General features: G+C 69.8%; 14 protein-coding genes, 1 pseudogene and 1 riboswitch. Of the genes and pseudogenes, 4 read left to right on the top strand and 11 right to left on the bottom strand.

All coding sequences use genetic code 11. The features are described from left to right. Positions 1-14: 14 nt before the first annotated feature. The 3 genes from G7071_RS08750 to G7071_RS08745 are packed head-to-tail and all read right to left on the bottom strand — an operon-like array spanning position 15 to position 1608. Positions 15-1073, bottom strand: coding sequence for a YihY/virulence factor BrkB family protein (locus G7071_RS08750; RefSeq protein ID WP_166317497.1), 1059 nt, complete (start codon positions 1071-1073; stop codon positions 15-17). A gap of 14 nt (positions 1074-1087) precedes the next feature. Further along, a complete protein-coding gene (locus G7071_RS19160) occupies positions 1088-1255 on the bottom strand; it encodes a hypothetical protein (protein WP_246210583.1) in 168 nt (55 codons plus the stop codon). Next, complete coding sequence (locus G7071_RS08745) at positions 1252-1608, bottom strand: 2'-5' RNA ligase family protein (RefSeq protein WP_246210582.1); 357 nt, start codon at positions 1606-1608, stop codon at positions 1252-1254. The genes G7071_RS19160 and G7071_RS08745 overlap by 4 nt, the downstream gene beginning before the upstream one ends. 24 nt (positions 1609-1632) lie before the next feature. On the opposite strand from G7071_RS08745, the pseudogene trpS reads away from it, so the two are divergent. Together trpS and G7071_RS08735 are read left to right on the top strand one after the other, a co-directional pair. Next, a pseudogene (gene trpS, locus G7071_RS08740) lies at positions 1633-2717 on the top strand (tryptophan--tRNA ligase). A gap of 141 nt (positions 2718-2858) precedes the next feature. Beyond that, the gene (locus tag G7071_RS08735; protein WP_206062955.1) at positions 2859-4088 is read left to right on the top strand and encodes a lipase family protein; all 1230 of its coding nucleotides are present in this window, start codon (positions 2859-2861) and stop codon (positions 4086-4088) included. Positions 4089-4162: 74 nt separating this feature from the next. Here the strand turns inward: G7071_RS08735 and G7071_RS08730 are convergent, their stop codons facing one another. Continuing rightward, entirely contained in the window at positions 4163-5296 is a 1134-nt protein-coding gene (locus tag G7071_RS08730) for an MFS transporter (protein ID WP_166317494.1), read from the bottom strand. A gap of 52 nt (positions 5297-5348) precedes the next feature. Continuing rightward, positions 5349-7559 (bottom strand): NADP-dependent isocitrate dehydrogenase, encoded by a 2211-nt coding sequence (locus tag G7071_RS08725; protein WP_166317491.1) that lies wholly within the window; start codon positions 7557-7559, stop codon positions 5349-5351. Between the two features lie 173 nt (positions 7560-7732). Between G7071_RS08725 and G7071_RS08720 the strand changes: the two genes are divergently transcribed. Continuing rightward, positions 7733-8803 (top strand): MIP family channel protein, encoded by a 1071-nt coding sequence (locus tag G7071_RS08720; RefSeq protein WP_206062954.1) that lies wholly within the window; start codon positions 7733-7735, stop codon positions 8801-8803. A 24-nt stretch (positions 8804-8827) separates the two neighbouring features. On the opposite strand, the gene G7071_RS08715 is transcribed toward G7071_RS08720, so the two are convergent. Then, a complete protein-coding gene (locus tag G7071_RS08715; RefSeq protein ID WP_166317488.1) occupies positions 8828-9535 on the bottom strand; it encodes a hypothetical protein in 708 nt (235 codons plus the stop codon). 102 nt (positions 9536-9637) lie between these two features. Between G7071_RS08715 and G7071_RS08710 the strand changes: the two genes are divergently transcribed. After that, positions 9638-10624 (top strand): malate dehydrogenase, encoded by a 987-nt coding sequence (locus G7071_RS08710; protein WP_166317485.1) that lies wholly within the window; start codon positions 9638-9640, stop codon positions 10622-10624. A gap of 1 nt (position 10625) precedes the next feature. Here the strand turns inward: G7071_RS08710 and G7071_RS08705 are convergent, their stop codons facing one another. From G7071_RS08705 to purN, 5 genes are all read right to left on the bottom strand, one after another. Then, positions 10626-11078, bottom strand: coding sequence for a DUF3017 domain-containing protein (locus tag G7071_RS08705; protein WP_166317482.1), 453 nt, complete (start codon positions 11076-11078; stop codon positions 10626-10628). Between the two features lie 10 nt (positions 11079-11088). Continuing rightward, complete coding sequence (locus G7071_RS08700; RefSeq protein ID WP_166317479.1) at positions 11089-11937, bottom strand: bifunctional methylenetetrahydrofolate dehydrogenase/methenyltetrahydrofolate cyclohydrolase; 849 nt, start codon at positions 11935-11937, stop codon at positions 11089-11091. Further along, positions 11934-13211, bottom strand: a complete 1278-nt coding sequence (locus G7071_RS08695) for an MFS transporter (protein WP_206062953.1) — start codon at positions 13209-13211, stop codon at positions 11934-11936. The genes G7071_RS08700 and G7071_RS08695 overlap by 4 nt, the downstream gene beginning before the upstream one ends. Then, positions 13211-14773: a bifunctional phosphoribosylaminoimidazolecarboxamide formyltransferase/IMP cyclohydrolase gene (gene purH, locus G7071_RS08690; RefSeq protein ID WP_166317476.1), complete on the bottom strand. Its 1563-nt coding sequence runs from the start codon at positions 14771-14773 to the stop codon at positions 13211-13213. Before purH ends, G7071_RS08695 begins: the two co-directional genes overlap by 1 nt. A 20-nt stretch (positions 14774-14793) precedes the next feature. Then, positions 14794-14871, bottom strand: a riboswitch (ZMP/ZTP riboswitch). Between the two features lies 1 nt (position 14872). After that, the gene (gene purN, locus G7071_RS08685; protein WP_166317473.1) at positions 14873-15484 is read right to left on the bottom strand and encodes a phosphoribosylglycinamide formyltransferase; all 612 of its coding nucleotides are present in this window, start codon (positions 15482-15484) and stop codon (positions 14873-14875) included. Between the last annotated feature and the right edge of the window lie 3 nt (positions 15485-15487).

Genomic DNA, 15487 nt, shown 5'->3' with positions numbered 1-15487 from the left:
AGGACGGGCAGACCTCACCTGCGTCGGCGTACGGCGGCGACAACCGCGAGCATCGCGGCAGCACCGGCTGCGAACGACCCCCGCGAGACGCGGGCCGGCGGCGTCACCGTTCCACTGTCGAGTGCCACCTGGGCTGCCTGCGCAAGGTCGATCCGAGGCCCCTTGACCACCTGCTCGGCAACCTGCTCGCGCTCCCGCTGTTCTCGCGCAGCGCGAGTGGTGTAGGCCCAGGCGGCGGCAAGCACCACGACGCGAGAGAAGTAGTTCATCCACACGACCAGGATCAGCGCTATGCCGAACGCCTGGAAGGCCGGCTGGTCCTTGGTGCTGGCCAGCAGGTAGGTCGAGAGCTGCTTGAGCACCTCGAAGCCGATCGCGCCGAACAGCGCTCCCGACCACAGTGACCGCGTCGGCACGTTGGGCGCGGCCAGCAGCCGGAAGAAGGCGAAGAAGAGCACAGTGTTGGCCGCCATCCCCAGCGCCAGCCCGATCACCCAGATCACCGGGGACGCCCCGGCCCCGAGCTGGAGGAACTCCAGGATCGGCTTGGTCAGCTTGGTGGCGACCCCTGAGATCGCGACGCTGCTGATCAGCACGGTCCCGAGGGTGAGCAGAGCCAGGACGTCACGCAGCTTGCCGACGAAGAAGTTGGGCTGCTCCTTCTCCGGCTCCTCGAAGACGGCGATCAGGGCGGTGCGCATGCCCGAGAGCCAGCCGAGCCCCGAATACAGCGCAAGCAGCAGGCCGACGCTCAAGATGCCGGGTGCGTTCTCCTGGAAGGTCGAGATCTGGAGACCGTCCTCGCCACCGACGATCGAGGGCAGGACCTCGTTGATCGCCTTGACGAGGTCTTCGTCAGCGTTGGGATAGACGCGGGAGGCGAATCCGATGACGGCGAACGCGAGAGCCATGATCGGGAAGAAGGACAAGAAGGCGAAGTAGGTCACGGCAGCCGCGAGGGCGCTGCCCTTGACGTCGCCGTAGTGCTCGACCATCCGCACCACGTGGTCGAGCAGCGGCCAGCGTTCCCGGGCCTCCTCGATGCGGTGCTTGACGTTGTCGACGATCGACATGGTGCCTCCCGGGTTCAGGCGGTGACTGGACGGAGAGCGAACTCCTGCGTGGGGCGCCACCCGGCGCCGTTGTCGTGGACGTAGAGGGCGAAGCGGTCTGCGGCGAACTCGCACTCGAAGTCGGCCAGCTCGGTGAAGGCACGGTCGAGCTGGACGTCGGAGAGGTGGTGGGCGATGGTCACGTGGGGGTGGTAGGGGAAGGACAGCTCGACGTCGAGGGACCACGGCGTACGGCTTTGGCGAGCTGTTCACACCCGGAGATTCCTTCGACCACGGTCACGAAGACCACCGGAGAGACGGGCCGGAAGGTCCCGGTCCCCCGCAGGTGGACGCGGAAGGCGTCGACGCCGGCCGCCACGCCACACAGGTGCTCCTCCACTGCCGCCAGGTCGTCGTCCCCGATCTCGACTGGGGGGATCAAGGTGATGTGCGTGGGGATCTGGGTCGCCGTGAAGTCGCCGACCGAGGTCCGGTAGTCCTGCAGCTCGGTGGCCCAGGGCTCCGGAATCGCGAGGGCAACTCCGATCGTCGGCACCCGGCGACCCTACCCAACTGCCTCCTGGGTCCCAGCAGGCGGTTTGTAGGATCGCTCATCGTGAGCGACTCCTATCAAGCAGCCCTGGCGCGCAGCGCCGCGATCGAGAAGCGGCTGCAGGAGGATCCGGCGAGCCTGCGCATGCTGACGGGCGACCGTCCCACGGGCGCCCTGCACATCGGTCACTACTTCGGGTCCATCAAGAACAGGGTCAAGCTCCAGGCGAGCGGCGCCGAGATCTGGCAGCTCATCGCCGACTACCAGGTCATCACCGACCGCGAGCTGCTCGGAGACATCAAGGGCAGCGTGCACAGCCTGACGATCGACAACATCGCCGCCGGACTGGATCCTGACCGCGCGACCATCTTCACCCACTCGGCAGTGCCGGCGCTCAACCAGCTGATGCTGCCGTTCCTCAGCCTGGTGAGCGTCGCCGAGCTGCAGCGCAACCCCACCGTCAAGGACGAGGCGAAGTCTGCCGGGATCACGAGCATCGGCGGGCTGATGCTCACCTATCCGATCCACCAGGCCGCCGACATCCTCTTCTGCAAGGCCAACGTCGTGCCGGTCGGACGAGACCAGCTGCCGCACCTCGAGCAGACGCGGGTCGTGGCGCGGCGGTTCAACGAGCGCTATGGCGCCACCTTCCCCGAGCCCGACGCCCTGCTCTCCGAGGCGACCCTCATCCTGGGGCTCGACGGCACCAAGATGAGCAAGTCCAAGGGCAACGTGATCGAGCTGCGGATGACCGCGGACGAGACGGCCAAGAAGCTCAAGGGAGCCAAGACCGACAGCGACCGGGTCATCACCTACGACCCGGCCGCCCGGCCCGAGGTCGCCAACCTGCTGCTGCTGATCTCCCTGTGCGAGGGCGTGCCCCCGAGCAGGTCGCCGACGAGATCGGCGACGGCGGCGGAGGAACGCTGAAGAAGCGCCTCACGGAGGCGATCAACACCGAGCTGGCGCCGTTGCGGGCGCGGCGAGCCGAGCTCGCCGAGGATCCTGCGTACGTCCGCGACATCCTGCGTCGGGGCAACGAGCGCGCCAACGAGGTGGCCGAGACGACGCTGACCGAGGTCCGTGAGCGGATGGGCATGCTCTACACCTAGGCGAACGACATCGGAACGGCTTTACTACCAAATCGTAAGTTTCGCGACCGTAGCCCTAGCAAAGTGACGTGACTCACCAGTAGCATCCCCGGCACCGGGCTGTCCGGCCTTGGGGAGAAGTTGTCTGGGAGGGCACTGAAAATGAATCGCGCACGCACGATCGTCGCGACGTTCTGCACGGTGGTGGGTATGGGAGTGTCCACCGCCGTGCTGGCGACGCCAGCACACGCCGAGGTCGTCGAGCCTCCGCGCCCCGCGTTCTACGAGGCCCCGGCCACCCTGCCCAGCACCAACGGCAGCGTGATCCGGTCCGAGAAGCTCACCTACCTGCTCGACCCGCTCGACGCCACCAGCCTGGTGCGCAACTCCACCCGCGTGCTCTACAAGACCACCAACCGCGCCGGCAGGGCCATCGCCGTGTCCGGCAGCGTGCTGGTCCCCAACGCGCCCTGGATCGGCCCGGGCACCCGCCCCGTCATCGGCTATGCCGCCGGCACCCAGGGCATGGCCGACCGCTGCGCCCCGTCGCGGATGTATTCCGAGGGCCTCGAGTACGAGGCGATCGGCATCGAGCCGCTGCTGGCCCGCGGCTATGCAGTCGCCATCACCGACTACGAGGGCCTCGGCACCGCCGGCATCCACACCTACATGGACCGGGTGTCCCAGGGCAGGGCCGTCCTCGACATCGTCAGGGCCGCCCAGCGCCTCGGGGTCGGCATCTCCGCCACGAGCCCCGTCGGTCTCCAGGGCTACTCGCAGGGCGGGGGCGCGGCAGCAGCAGCGGTCGAGCTCGCCTCGACGTACGCCCCGGAGCTCAGGCTCAAGGGTGCGGTCGTCGGCGCCGTGCCGGCGGACCTGGCAGCGGTCGCCAAGAACCTCGACGGCAGCCTCTTCTCAGCCTTCGGCTTCTTCGCTCTGCGTGGGCTGGCGGACAGCTACGACATGGACTTCAGTCCCTACCTCAACGCCGCCGGCGTCAAGGCGATGACCGACGTCGAGCAGGACTGCGTCTTCGACCTGTTCAGCAACGCGTTCGTCAAGTCCGAGACCCTCACTGCGAACGGGCAGCCGATCTCGTCCTTCCTGACCCTGGAGCCCATCCGGTCCATGGTCGAGGCGCAGCGGATCGGCAAGATCAAGCCCCAGGTGCCGGTCCTGGTCAACCACTCGGCGCTCGACGACACCATCCCCTACGCCCAGGGCAAGGCGATGGCGAAGTCATGGTGTGGCAAGGGGGCCAACGTCCGCTTCCGCACCAACCTGGCGCCCCTGCACATCGGCGGGATGATCCCCCACCTCAACACGGCCCTGCCGTTCTGGGAGGCCCGCTTCACCGGGCTGCCCCAGCTGAGCAACTGCTGGACGCTCTGAGCGACGGCAGACATCGCGGGGCCCCCTCACGCCGTTCGGCGTGAGGGGGCCTTCTCGGCTCATCCGGCCCGCGATCAGGCCACACCGGAGGGGGTACGGCGGTGCGATGCCCCGGCGACGAGCAGCAGCCCCAGTCCGGCAGCACTCAGTGCGACCCCGACCAGGGCCGGGGCGCGGTAGCCCAGGCAGGCGGCGATGACCAGCCCGCCGAGCCACGCCCCCAGGGCGTTGGCGATGTTGAGCGAGGCATGGTTCAGGGCGGCCCCCAGCGACTGGGCGTCTCCCGCCACGTCCATCAGGCGCAGCTGCAGGTTGACCACGAGCACCGACCCCAGCGCCGTGATCGCGAAGACCACCGGCAGGGCCAGCCAGCCGCCCGGGGCCGCCAGCCAGAACAGCACCATGGTGACGCCCATCCCGGCGGCGCCCACGACCAGCGACCCGAAGTTGGACCAGTCGGCCAGGATCCCCGCGAGCCAGGTGCCCACCACCATCCCCAGGCCGAAGGCCAGCAAGAAGATGGGCACGGCCGACTCCGCGAGCCCGCCGACATCGGTGACCGTCGGCGCGATGTAGGTGTAGACCGCGAACATGCCGCCGAAACCCACGGCGCCCACCAGCAGCGTCAGCCAGACCTGCGGCACGGCGAAGGCGGCCAGCTCCCGTCGGCCGCTGGCCTCGCGATCGCCGGGGACGCTGGGCACGAAGGCCACGACGAGCAGGAACGTGAGCACCCCGAGTGCTGCCACGACCCAGAACGCCGAGCGCCACCCCAGGTGCTGCCCGAGCCAGGTGGCTGCCGGGACACCGATGACGTTGGCGACGCTCAGCCCCAGCATCACCGCCGCGACGGCTCGTCCACGACGACCGGGGGGCGCCATGCTCACCGCCACCAGCGACGCGACGCCGAAGTAGACGCCGTGCGGCAGGCCCGCCGCGAACCGGGCGACGAGCATCGCGCCGTACGACGATGCCAGCGCCGTGGCGACGTTGCTGAGCACGATCGCCCCGGTCAGCGCCAGCAGGAGTGCCCGCCTCGGGAGGCGGGCGCCGAGGAAGGCGAGGACGGGCGCCCCCACGACCACGCCGAGGGCGTAGGCCGAGATGACGTGACCCCCTCGCGGGATCGAGACCTCGACGCCCCGAGAGATCTGCGGCAGCAGACCCATCGTGACGAACTCCGTGGTCCCGATCGCGAAGCCGCCCATGGCGAGCGCAAGGACCGCGAGGCCGAGGTGGCGAACCTCGACCTCGGGGGCCTCAGAGCGAATCGAGCGCCTCGTTGAACGTCGTGCTGGGGCGCATGACCTTGGTGGCCAGCTCGTCGTCGGGCTCGTAGTAGCCGCCGATGTCGGCCGGCTGGCCCTGGACCGAGATGAGCTCTTCGACGATCCTCGACTCGTTCTCCCGCAGGGTGCCGGCGAGCGCCGCGAACGAGCTCGCGAGGTCGGCGTCGTCGGTCTGCTTCGCGAGCTCCTCGGCCCAGTAGAGCGCGAGGTAGAAGTGCGAGCCACGGTTGTCGATGGTCCCCAGCTTGCGCCCCGGGGACCGGTCCTCGTTGAGGAACGTCTCCGTCGCGCGGTCCAGGGTGTCGCTGAGGATCTTGGCGCGCTCGTTGTCGTCGTAGGACGCGAGGTGCTCCAACGAGGCGGCGAGCGCGAAGAACTCACCCAGGCTGTCCCAGCGCAGGTAGTTCTCCTTGACGAGCTGCTGGACATGCTTGGGCGCCGAACCGCCGGCACCTGTCTCGAAGAGCCCGCCGCCGTTCATCAGGGGGACGACCGAGAGCATCTTGGCGCTGGTGCCCAGCTCGAGGATCGGGAAGAGGTCGGTGTTGTAGTCGCGCAGGACGTTGCCCGTCACCGAGATGGTGTCCTCGCCCTTGCGGATCCGCTCGAGGGAGTATGCCGTCGCCTCGGCCGGAGCCATGATCTCGATCGTGAGCCCGTCGGTGTCGTGCTCGGGAAGGTATTGCTTCACCTTCGCGATCAGGTTGGCGTCGTGGGCGCGCGTCTCGTCGAGCCAGAACACGGCAGGCACACCGGTGGCGCGGGCACGGGTGACGGCGAGCTTGACCCAGTCGCGGATCGGCTCGTCCTTGGTCTGGCAGGCGCGCCAGACGTCACCGGGCTCGACGTCGTGCTCGATCAGGACGTCACCCCCGGCCGAGACGACCTGCACGCTGCCGGCGCTGGCGATCTCGAAGGTCTTGTCGTGCGAGCCGTATTCCTCGGCCGCCTTGGCCATCAGGCCGACGTTGGGCACCGAGCCCATGGTGGCGGGGTCGAAGGCGCCGTTGGCGCGACAGTCGTCGAGCACGGTCTGGTAGACGCCGGCGTAGGAGGAGTCGGGGATCACCGCGAGGGTGTCCTGCTGCTCGCCCGCGGAGTTCCACATCTGGCCCGAGGTGCGGATCATCGCCGGCATCGAGGCGTCGATGATCACGTCGGAGGGGACGTGCAGGTTGGTGATGCCCTTGTCGGAGTCGACCATGGCGAGGTCGGGGCCCTCGGCCAGGCGCTGCTCGACGGCTGCCTTGATCGCAGCCCCCTCAGGCAGCTTCTCGGCCGCGGCGAGGAGCCCGCCGAGCCCGTCGTTGGGTGAGATGCCGGCGGCGGTCAGCGCGTCGCCGTACTGCTCGAAGAGGGTGGGGAAGAAGGCCTGGACCGCGTGCCCGAAGAGGATCGGGTCGGAGACCTTCATCATCGTGGCCTTGAGGTGCAGCGAGAACAAGACGTCCTCGGCCTTGGCCCGGGCGACCTGCTCGGTCAGGAAGGTGCGCAGCGCGGCCACGCTCATGAAGGTCGCGTCGATGACCTCACCGGCCAGCACGGGCACCGCGTCCTTGAGCACGGTCTCGGTGCCGTCGACGCCGACGTGCTTGATGGTCAAGGTGTCGTCGGACTCGATCACCACCGACTTCTCGTTGGAGCGGAAGTCGTGCGCGCCCATCGTCGCGACGTTGGTCTTGCTGTCCTTGCTCCAGGCGCCCATCGAGTGCGGGTGGTTGCGGGCGTAGTTCTTCACCGCTGCCGGCGCACGCCGGTCGGAGTTGCCCTCGCGCAGGACCGGGTTGACCGCGGAGCCCTTGACCTTGTCGTACTTCGCGCGGGTGGCCTTCTCCTCGTCGGACTGCGGGTTCTCGGGATAGTCGGGCAGGTCGTAGCCCTTGCCCTGCAGCTCCTCGATGGCTGCCTTCAGCTGCGGGAGCGAGGCGGACACGTTGGGCAGCTTGATGATGTTGGCCTCGGGCCTGGTGGCCAGCTCCCCCAGCTCGGCTAGCGCGTCGTCGATGCGCTGGTCGGCCGTGAGCCGCTCGGGGAACTGGCTGATGATCCGGCCGGCGAGGGAGATGTCGCGCGTCTCGACCTCGACCCCTGCGGTCCTCGCGTAGGCCGCGATGATGGGGAGGAAGGAGTAGGTCGCCAGCATGGGTGCTTCATCGGTGTGGGTGTAGATGATCTTGGCCATGGGTACGAAGCGCTCCTTGGGACGTGGCGTGCGAGTACGCGGCAATTTGCCTTGACGTCAAGATACCTGATGCCGGTGTCCCCTAGCCTCGCACCACCGTCCACCTCGTCGCTAGAGTGCACCTTGGTCCACGGGGGTGGGCGCTTGCGACGACGTGAGGAAGGCAGCCGCACATGACTAGCCCGACCAGCCCGACCACCACGAGCGCGAGTCCGGCCGCGGCACCGACAGGCGGTCAGAAGTTCGCAGCAGAGCTGCTCGGCACCTTCGTCCTGGTGTTCTTCGGCTGCGGCGCCGCGGTGATGAGCAGCGGCGACTACCTCACGACCGGCCTCACCTTCGGCCTGACGGTCGTGGTCATGGCCTATGCGGTGGGCCGGATCTCCGGGGGACACTTCAACCCGGCAGTGACCCTGGGCGCCGTCCTGGGCGGCCGCCTGCCGTGGCGTTCGATGCCGCTGTACGTCGCCGCCCAGCTCGTCGGCGCCGTGCTGGCCGGCGCCGTGCTCTTCGGCCTGTTGCACGGCTTCGAGGGCTACTCCAGCGAGGGCAGCATCGGCGCCAACTCGTTCGGCGACGAGGGCAGCGGCTACGTGTGGTGGGCAGCGCTCCTGCTGGAGATGCTCCTCACCCTGATCTTCTTGCTGGTCATCCTCGCAGTCACCGACGAGCGCAACGAGCTCCAGGCGGTGATGGGTCCGCTGGCCATCGGCTTCGCGCTGGCGATGATCCACTTCGCGTCCATGGGCGCGACCGGCACCTCGGTCAACCCGGCCCGCTCCATCGGGGTCGGACTCTTCGGCGGGGTCGACGCGATGATCCAGCTGTGGCTGTTCGTCGTGGCCCCCCTGGTCGGCGCCGCTGCCGCCGGGCTCCTCTATCCGTTGGTCTTCGGGCAGGGCTCGGCGCCGGTCGCCGGATCCGGGCTCGGCTCCGGCGGTGGGCGCAGGCAGAAGCAGTCCTACGCGCCGCCGACCGGCTATGAGCAGCAGTGGAACCAGGGACAGCAGTGGGGCCAGCCTGCCGCCCAGCAGCAGTGGGGACAGCCGCCGGCCGCGCCCGTGCCCCCGCCGCCGGTCCCCCAGCCCGCACAGCAGCCCGCCCAGCACTGGGGACAGCCGTCGACCGATCCCTATGCCCGGCCGCAGCAGCCGCCCGCACAGCCGCCCGCGCCGCAGCACTGGGGACAGCCAGTCGGCGACGACGAGGAGGACGGCCGCACCCAGGTGCGGCGCCCGGACTGACCTTCGGCGCCGTCCGACTGCCCGTCAGGGCTGGGTGAACGAGACCAGCTGGGTCTGGGTCTGCGCCGTCTCGGTGAGGACCAGCCCGGTGCCCACCGCGTAGTAGGCCACGGCCCTCACCGCCGGATCCAGGCCGTCGGTCTCGCGGATCGCCAGCAGGTCGCTCCACTCGCCGTACGGCACCGAAGCGCTCGCGGACAGGTCGACCACCTCTGAGCGCCCGTCGGCGACACCCGGGACGAGCTGTCGGCGGAACCCGTCGCCGAGGCGCGGTCGTGCCGGCATCACCAGGCCCGCCTGGGCGCCGGCGACCCCCGCCGTCCAGTCCACGGCGTCGGACTCGGCCCCGAACGACCACACGTTGCCGGCCCGGTCCTGGGCCAGCCACCGCTTCGACGACTCGCTGCGGCGACCACGCTCGACCAGGGTCTCGACCAGGGTGGCCTCGACTCCCGCGATGAGCTCGGTCCCGCCGGGGACGGACACGGTGATGGTCTCGCCGTCACTGGACTCGTAGACCCAGCGGCTCCCCGGGACGAGCGGCAGCCACGGGTTGTCGATCGTGTCGACGAAGTCCACCGGATCGGGCGAACGGGTGGGGATGTCGAGGCCGTCCACCCCTGCCGGACCGATCGAACGCGGTTCGCCAGCGCTGCATCCGCTGACCGCGAGGACGACGGCGGTGACCGCGATCTGGACGGCTCGTCGTCGGACGAGGCGGGTGCTCGGCATGGGAGGAGAATGCCAGCCAGCCCTCGTGGGCTCGACGGCGAGCGGCGCTGCTAGCGTCGCTCGCAGATCAACCACACCTCAACTTGCCCTACAGGAGTCCTCGTGACCACCACTCCCTTGAAGGTCGCCGTCACCGGTGCGGCCGGCCAGATCGGCTACAGCCTGCTGTTCCGCCTCGCGAGCGGTTCGCTGCTCGGCGACCGCCCCATCGAGCTTCGACTGCTGGAGATCGAGCCGGCCCTCAAGACGCTCGAGGGCGTGGTGATGGAGCTCGACGACTGTGCGTTCCCGCACCTCGCCGGCATCGAGATCGGCCACGAGGCCGACAAGATCTTCGACGGCGTCAACCTCGCCCTGCTGGTCGGCGCCCGCCCGCGCGGTCCCGGCATGGAGCGTGGGGACCTTCTCTCCGCCAACGGCGCGATCTTCACCGCCCAGGGCAAGGCCCTCAACTCGGTCGCGGCCGACGACGTCCGCATCGGCGTGACCGGCAACCCGGCCAACACCAACGCCCTGATCGCGATGACCAACGCCCCCGACATCCCCAAGGAGCGCTTCTCCGCGCTCACGCGTCTCGACCACAACCGCGCGATCTCGCAGCTCGCGGCCAAGACCGGGGCGGCCGTGACCGACATCAAGAAGATGACGATCTGGGGCAACCACTCGGCCACGCAGTATCCCGACCTGTTCCACGCCGAGGTCAAGGGCAAGAACGCCGCCGAGCTGGTCAACGACCAGGGGTGGCTCGAGAACGACTTCATCCCCACCGTCGCCAAGCGCGGCGCGGCGATCATCGAGGCCCGCGGCTCGTCCTCGGCGGCTTCTGCCGCCTCCGCCACCGTCGACGCCGCGCGCGACTGGCTGCTCGGCTCCGCCAAGGACGACTGGGTCTCGATGGCGGTCGTGTCGGACGGGTCCTACGGCGTGCCGGAGGGTCTCATCTCCTCGTTCCCCGTCACGACCAAGGACGGCGACTGGGAGATCGTCCAGGGCCTGGAGATCGACGACTTCTCGCGCGGCAAGATCGACGCCTCGACGGCCGAGCTGGCCGAGGAGCGCGACGCCGTCAAGGAGCTCGGTCTGATCTGAGCTAGAAGCCCGGCTGGTCCGGGATCGAGGTGGCCAGGAAGATCAGCGCCGCCCCGAGCCCGGCCAGCAGGGTCGCGTCGAGCGTCTTGGCTCGTACGGCGAGCATGCCCGCGTCCCGCGGCTGCAGCACCAGGCGAACGACCGCGCCGAGGATCAGGGCCCCGCCCATCACCCGGATCCCGATGCGCCAGTCGACGAACGCGACGACGGCCAGCCCGGCGATCGTCGTGGCGAGCACAGCGAGATAGAAGGCTCCGCCGATCGTCGACGGATAGCGCCGCTCCTCCAGCACCCCGTCGGCCCCGGATTCGTCCCCGTGCTGCCCGTCGACGAGGTCCTCGGCCGAGATCGGCGGCACGTCCTCGGGCGGCGCGATCCAGGTCGTGGCGTCCTGGTCGTGCGGGCGATCGTCGTGCGGGCGTCCGTCCAGCGGTGGATCGAGGGGGTCGGTCACGAGGTCCTTCTCAGCTGGGGTGGGTCTGCTCGGCGATCTCCACGATATTGCTCAACAACATCGCGCGGGTCATCGGACCGACACCCTTGGGGTTGGGTGAGACCCAGCCCGCGACGTCCCACACGTCCGGCGCCACGTCGCCGGTGACCTTGCCGTCCACCCGCGAGACGCCGACGTCGAGCACGGCAGCGCCCGGCTTGACCATGTCGGCGGTGATGATTCCCGGCACGCCTGCGGCCGCGACCACGATGTCGGCGTGCCGCACGTGTGCTGCGAGGTCCACGGTGCCGGTGTGGCACAGCGTCACCGTGGCGTTCTCCGAGCGCCGGGTCAGCAGCAGGCCCAGCGGGCGCCCGACGGTGAGCCCGCGACCCACCACGACGACCTCCGCGCCGGCGATCTGCACGCCGTGCCGTCTCAGCAGCTCGATCGAGCCGACCGGCGTGCACGGCAGCGGACCCGGCTCGCCGAGCACGAGCTTGCCGAGGTTGGTCGGGTGGAGCCCGTCGACGTCCTTGGCCGGGTCGACCCGGGACAGCAGCGCGAACTCGTCGAGCCCGGTGGGCTGCTGGACGATGAAGCCGGTGCAGGCAGGGTCGGCGTTGAGCTCGTCGATCACGGCCTCCACCTCGGCCTGGGTGGCGCTCGCGGGAAGGTCGCGGCGGATCGACTCGATGCCCAGCTCAGCACAGTCCTTGTGCTTGGCCCCGACATACCAGTGGGATCCCGGGTCGTCGCCGACCAGCACGGTGCCCAGGCCGGGGGTGACGCCGCGGGCCTTGAGCGCAGCGACTCGTTGGGCGAGCTCGGCCTTGATGGTGCGCAGCGTGGCGGCGCCGTCGAGGGTCTGTGCGGTCATGTGGGCTCCTGGACTGGACGGGGGGCGAGCGACGCGGGCGCGATGTCGCCATGACGGGCAAGGTAGCGCTCTGCTGCACGCGCGGCAGGATGGGAGGCGATGGCTGCGGCCACGCCGATGGCGGCGATGACGGCCCAGCCGGGGGTGCCCCAGGTGAACGCGAGGTAGGTGTAGAGCGCCGGGAAGACGATGGGCTCGACGTGATAGCCGAGTCCCCAGACGCCTTGGTAGTCCCCGAGCCTGCGGGGGTCGGACAGCTGGGCGGTGAAGCCCCAGTCAGAAGCGGAGTTCCACAGCTCGGCGCCGGTGATGGTGATGTGGCCGGCCCAGATCAGCACGATCGAGACCCAGCCGGCGGTCTCGTGGGTGACGCTGAGGATCGCGCACGAGAGGACGAACGCAAGGCCGGACCGCCGCACCGCCCGCAGGGAGCCGTCCACCGAGTCCGCCCCACGCGAGGCGCGGACCTGCAGCAGCACCGCCAGCACCGTGTTGGTGCCGAACAGCCAGGCGATCAGGGCCTGCGGAGCGTCCGTGCGCTCGACCAGCCACAGGGGCACGACCACGTTGAGCAGCACCTGGTTGGAGGCCAGGACCCCGTTGCAGACCCCGAGGGCGACGAAGCCGAGGTTCTTGAAGGCACCCGGGGAGATGTGGAGGTCCGGCCCCGTGGTCACCTCGACCCGGCGTTCGAGAACGGGCAGGAAGGACACCATCACCGCGTTGACGACCAGCAGCGCCGCCGTCACGAGAGGTATGGCGATGATCGCCTCTCGGGTGCCGATGCCGAGCGCCACGCCGGCCGCTCCCGCCCCGAGCGTGTAGCCGACGTTGCGGGCCGCGCGCTGGTAGGCCATCGCAGCGACCCGCGTCTCACGGGGGAACACCTCGATCCGATAGACGTTGCGTGCCGAGCGTCCCGCTGTCTCCACCGACGCGAGGACTGCCAGCAGGACCACGAACGAGGCGAAGCCGGACGCCAGGGGCCAGGCCAGGTAGAGCAGCGACTCGAGGGCCGCACTGATGATCCACAGCCGCTTGGCTCCGACGCGGTCGCTGAGCCGCCCGAGCGGTATCGACAGGGCGAGCGACACCAGCGCCGCTGCCGACAGGCCCAGACCGATCTGGGAGCCGGTGAGCCCGACGATCTGGGTGAAGAAGACCGCCGTACCGGTGATGAAGGAGCCCGTGGCGAACGCCGACAGCACCGACTGCAGCGCCAGGTCGCGCTCGAGCTTCGTGGGTGGCAGGACCCCCTTGAGGGAGCGCAGCATCAGTGGAAGAAGTGCCTCGTGCCGGTGAAGTACATGGTGATGCCGGCCTGGGCGCACGCCTGGACCACCTCGCTGTCGCGCACCGACCCGCCGGGCTGCACGATGGCGCTGATGCCGGCGTCGATCAGCACCTCGGCGCCGTCGGCGAACGGGAAGAACGCGTCCGAGGCGGCCACCGATCCGGCAGCGCGCTCACCCGCGCGCTCGACCGCGAGGCGGCACGAGTCGACCCGGTTGACCTGGCCCATGCCGACGCCGACCGAGGCGCCGTCCTTCGCCAGCAGGATCGCGTTGGACTTCACCGACCGGGAAGCACGCCAGGCGAACACGAGATCGGCCAGCACCGCCTCGGACGCGGCCTCACCGGTGGCGAGCTCCCACGAGGCGGGGTCGTCGCCGGGAGCCTGGATCGTGTCGCGCGCCTGCAGCAGCAGCCCGCCCGAGACGGGTCGGATCTCGGCCCCGCTCCGGGCCAGCGGGGCGCACTCGAGCAGGCGGATGTTCTTCTTCGCCGCGAGCACCTCCACGGCACCGTCGTCGTATGCCGGCGCCACCACCACCTCGGTGAAGATCTCGGCCACCTGGCGGGCCATCTCCACCGAGACGGGCACGTTGGTGGCGATCACCCCGCCGAAGGCGGAGACCGGGTCGCAGGCGTGGGCCTTGCGGTGCGCCGACGCGACGTCGGTCCCCACCGCGATGCCACACGGGTTGGCGTGCTTGATGATCGCGACGGCGGGCTCGTCGAAGTCGAAGGCGGCCCGACGGGCGGCGTCGGCGTCGACGTAGTTGTTGTAGGACATCTCCTTGCCGTGCAGCTGGTCGGCCTGCGCGAGACCCGGCTCGGGGACGAATCCGTTGACATAGAGGGCTGCTGACTGGTGGGGGTTCTCGCCGTAGCGCAGGCTCGCCTGCTTGTTCCAGGTCGCGCCCATCCAGGCCGGGAAGCCGCTGCCATCGCTGGTGTCGGTCAGCACGTTGCCCATCCAGGAGGCGACGGCGACGTCATAGGTCGCGGTGTGCACGAACGCCTCCGCCGCCAGGCTCGTGCGCTCGGCGAGGGTGAAGCCCCCGTCGCTCGCGGCCCGCAGGACCTCGGCATAGCGATCCGGCGAGGTCACGATGGCGACACTGGGGTGGTTCTTGGCCGCGGCCCGCACCATCGAGGGACCGCCGATGTCGATCTGCTCCACGCACTCGTCGGGCGTGGCACCGGAGGCGACGGTCTGGGTGAACGGATAGAGGTTGGAGACGACGAGGTCGAAGGGCTCGATCTCGAGCTCGGCGAGCTGCTGGACGTGGGAGTCGAGGCGCCGATCGGCGAGGATGCCGGCGTGCACGCGCGGGTGAAGCGTCTTGACCCGCCCGTCGAGGCACTCGGGGAAGCCGGTGAGGCTCTCCACCTTGACGACCGGGACCCCCAGGCTCTCGATCAGCTTGGCACTGCCTCCGGTGGAGACGAGCTCGACGCCCGCCTCGTGGAGGCCACGGACGAGGTCCTCGAGACCGGTCTTGTCGAAGACCGAGACGAGGGCGCGACGGAAGGGGATCTGATCGGACACGGACTCTCCTGATGGATCGAGGCGAGCACCCAGGCGGTCGATGCTCTGCGCGGTCACTCCCTGGTGGTTGCCCACCTGCGCCAGTCGTGTGGGGTCAGACTAAGGGGCTGGGGTGCCGATGCGCACCTTGCGGCCCTCGACGACCAGCCCGTCGCGCGCGATCCGGCCGACTGCATCGACGAGCATCTGTCGCTCGGCCACCTTGATCCGCTCGTGCAGGGACTCCACGTCGTCGTCGTCCTCGACCGGCACGGCCACCTGGGCGACGATCGGCCCGGTGTCGATTCCCCCGTCGACCACGAAGAGCGTCGCCCCCGTGACCTTGACGCCGTAGGCGAGCGCGGCGGCCGGGCCGTTGGTGCCCGGGAACGCCGGGCACAGCGCAGGGTGGGTGTTGACGGTGGTGAGGCGGGCCAGGAAGTCCTCGGAGACGAGCTTCATGAAGCCGGCGAGCACCACGAGGTCCGGCTCGAAGGCGGCGACCTTGTCGGCGAGGGCCCGGTCCCAGTGCTCACGCGAGGAGAAGTCCCCCACCCGTGCGACGAAGGTGGCGATGCCGGCCCGATCGGCCCGGGCCAGGCCCTCGATGCCGTCCCGGTCGGCGCCGACGGCGGCGATGCGGGCGCCGTACGCCGGATCCGCGCAGGCGTCGATCAGTGCCTGCAGGTTGGTGCCGGCGCCGGAGACGAGGACGACGATGCGGGTGCTCACGCG

The organism is Nocardioides piscis (genome assembly GCF_011300215.1).
GTDB classification, from domain to species: Bacteria; Actinomycetota; Actinomycetes; order Propionibacteriales; family Nocardioidaceae; genus Nocardioides; species Nocardioides piscis.
This window is presented reverse-complemented; position numbering and strand designations above follow the sequence as displayed.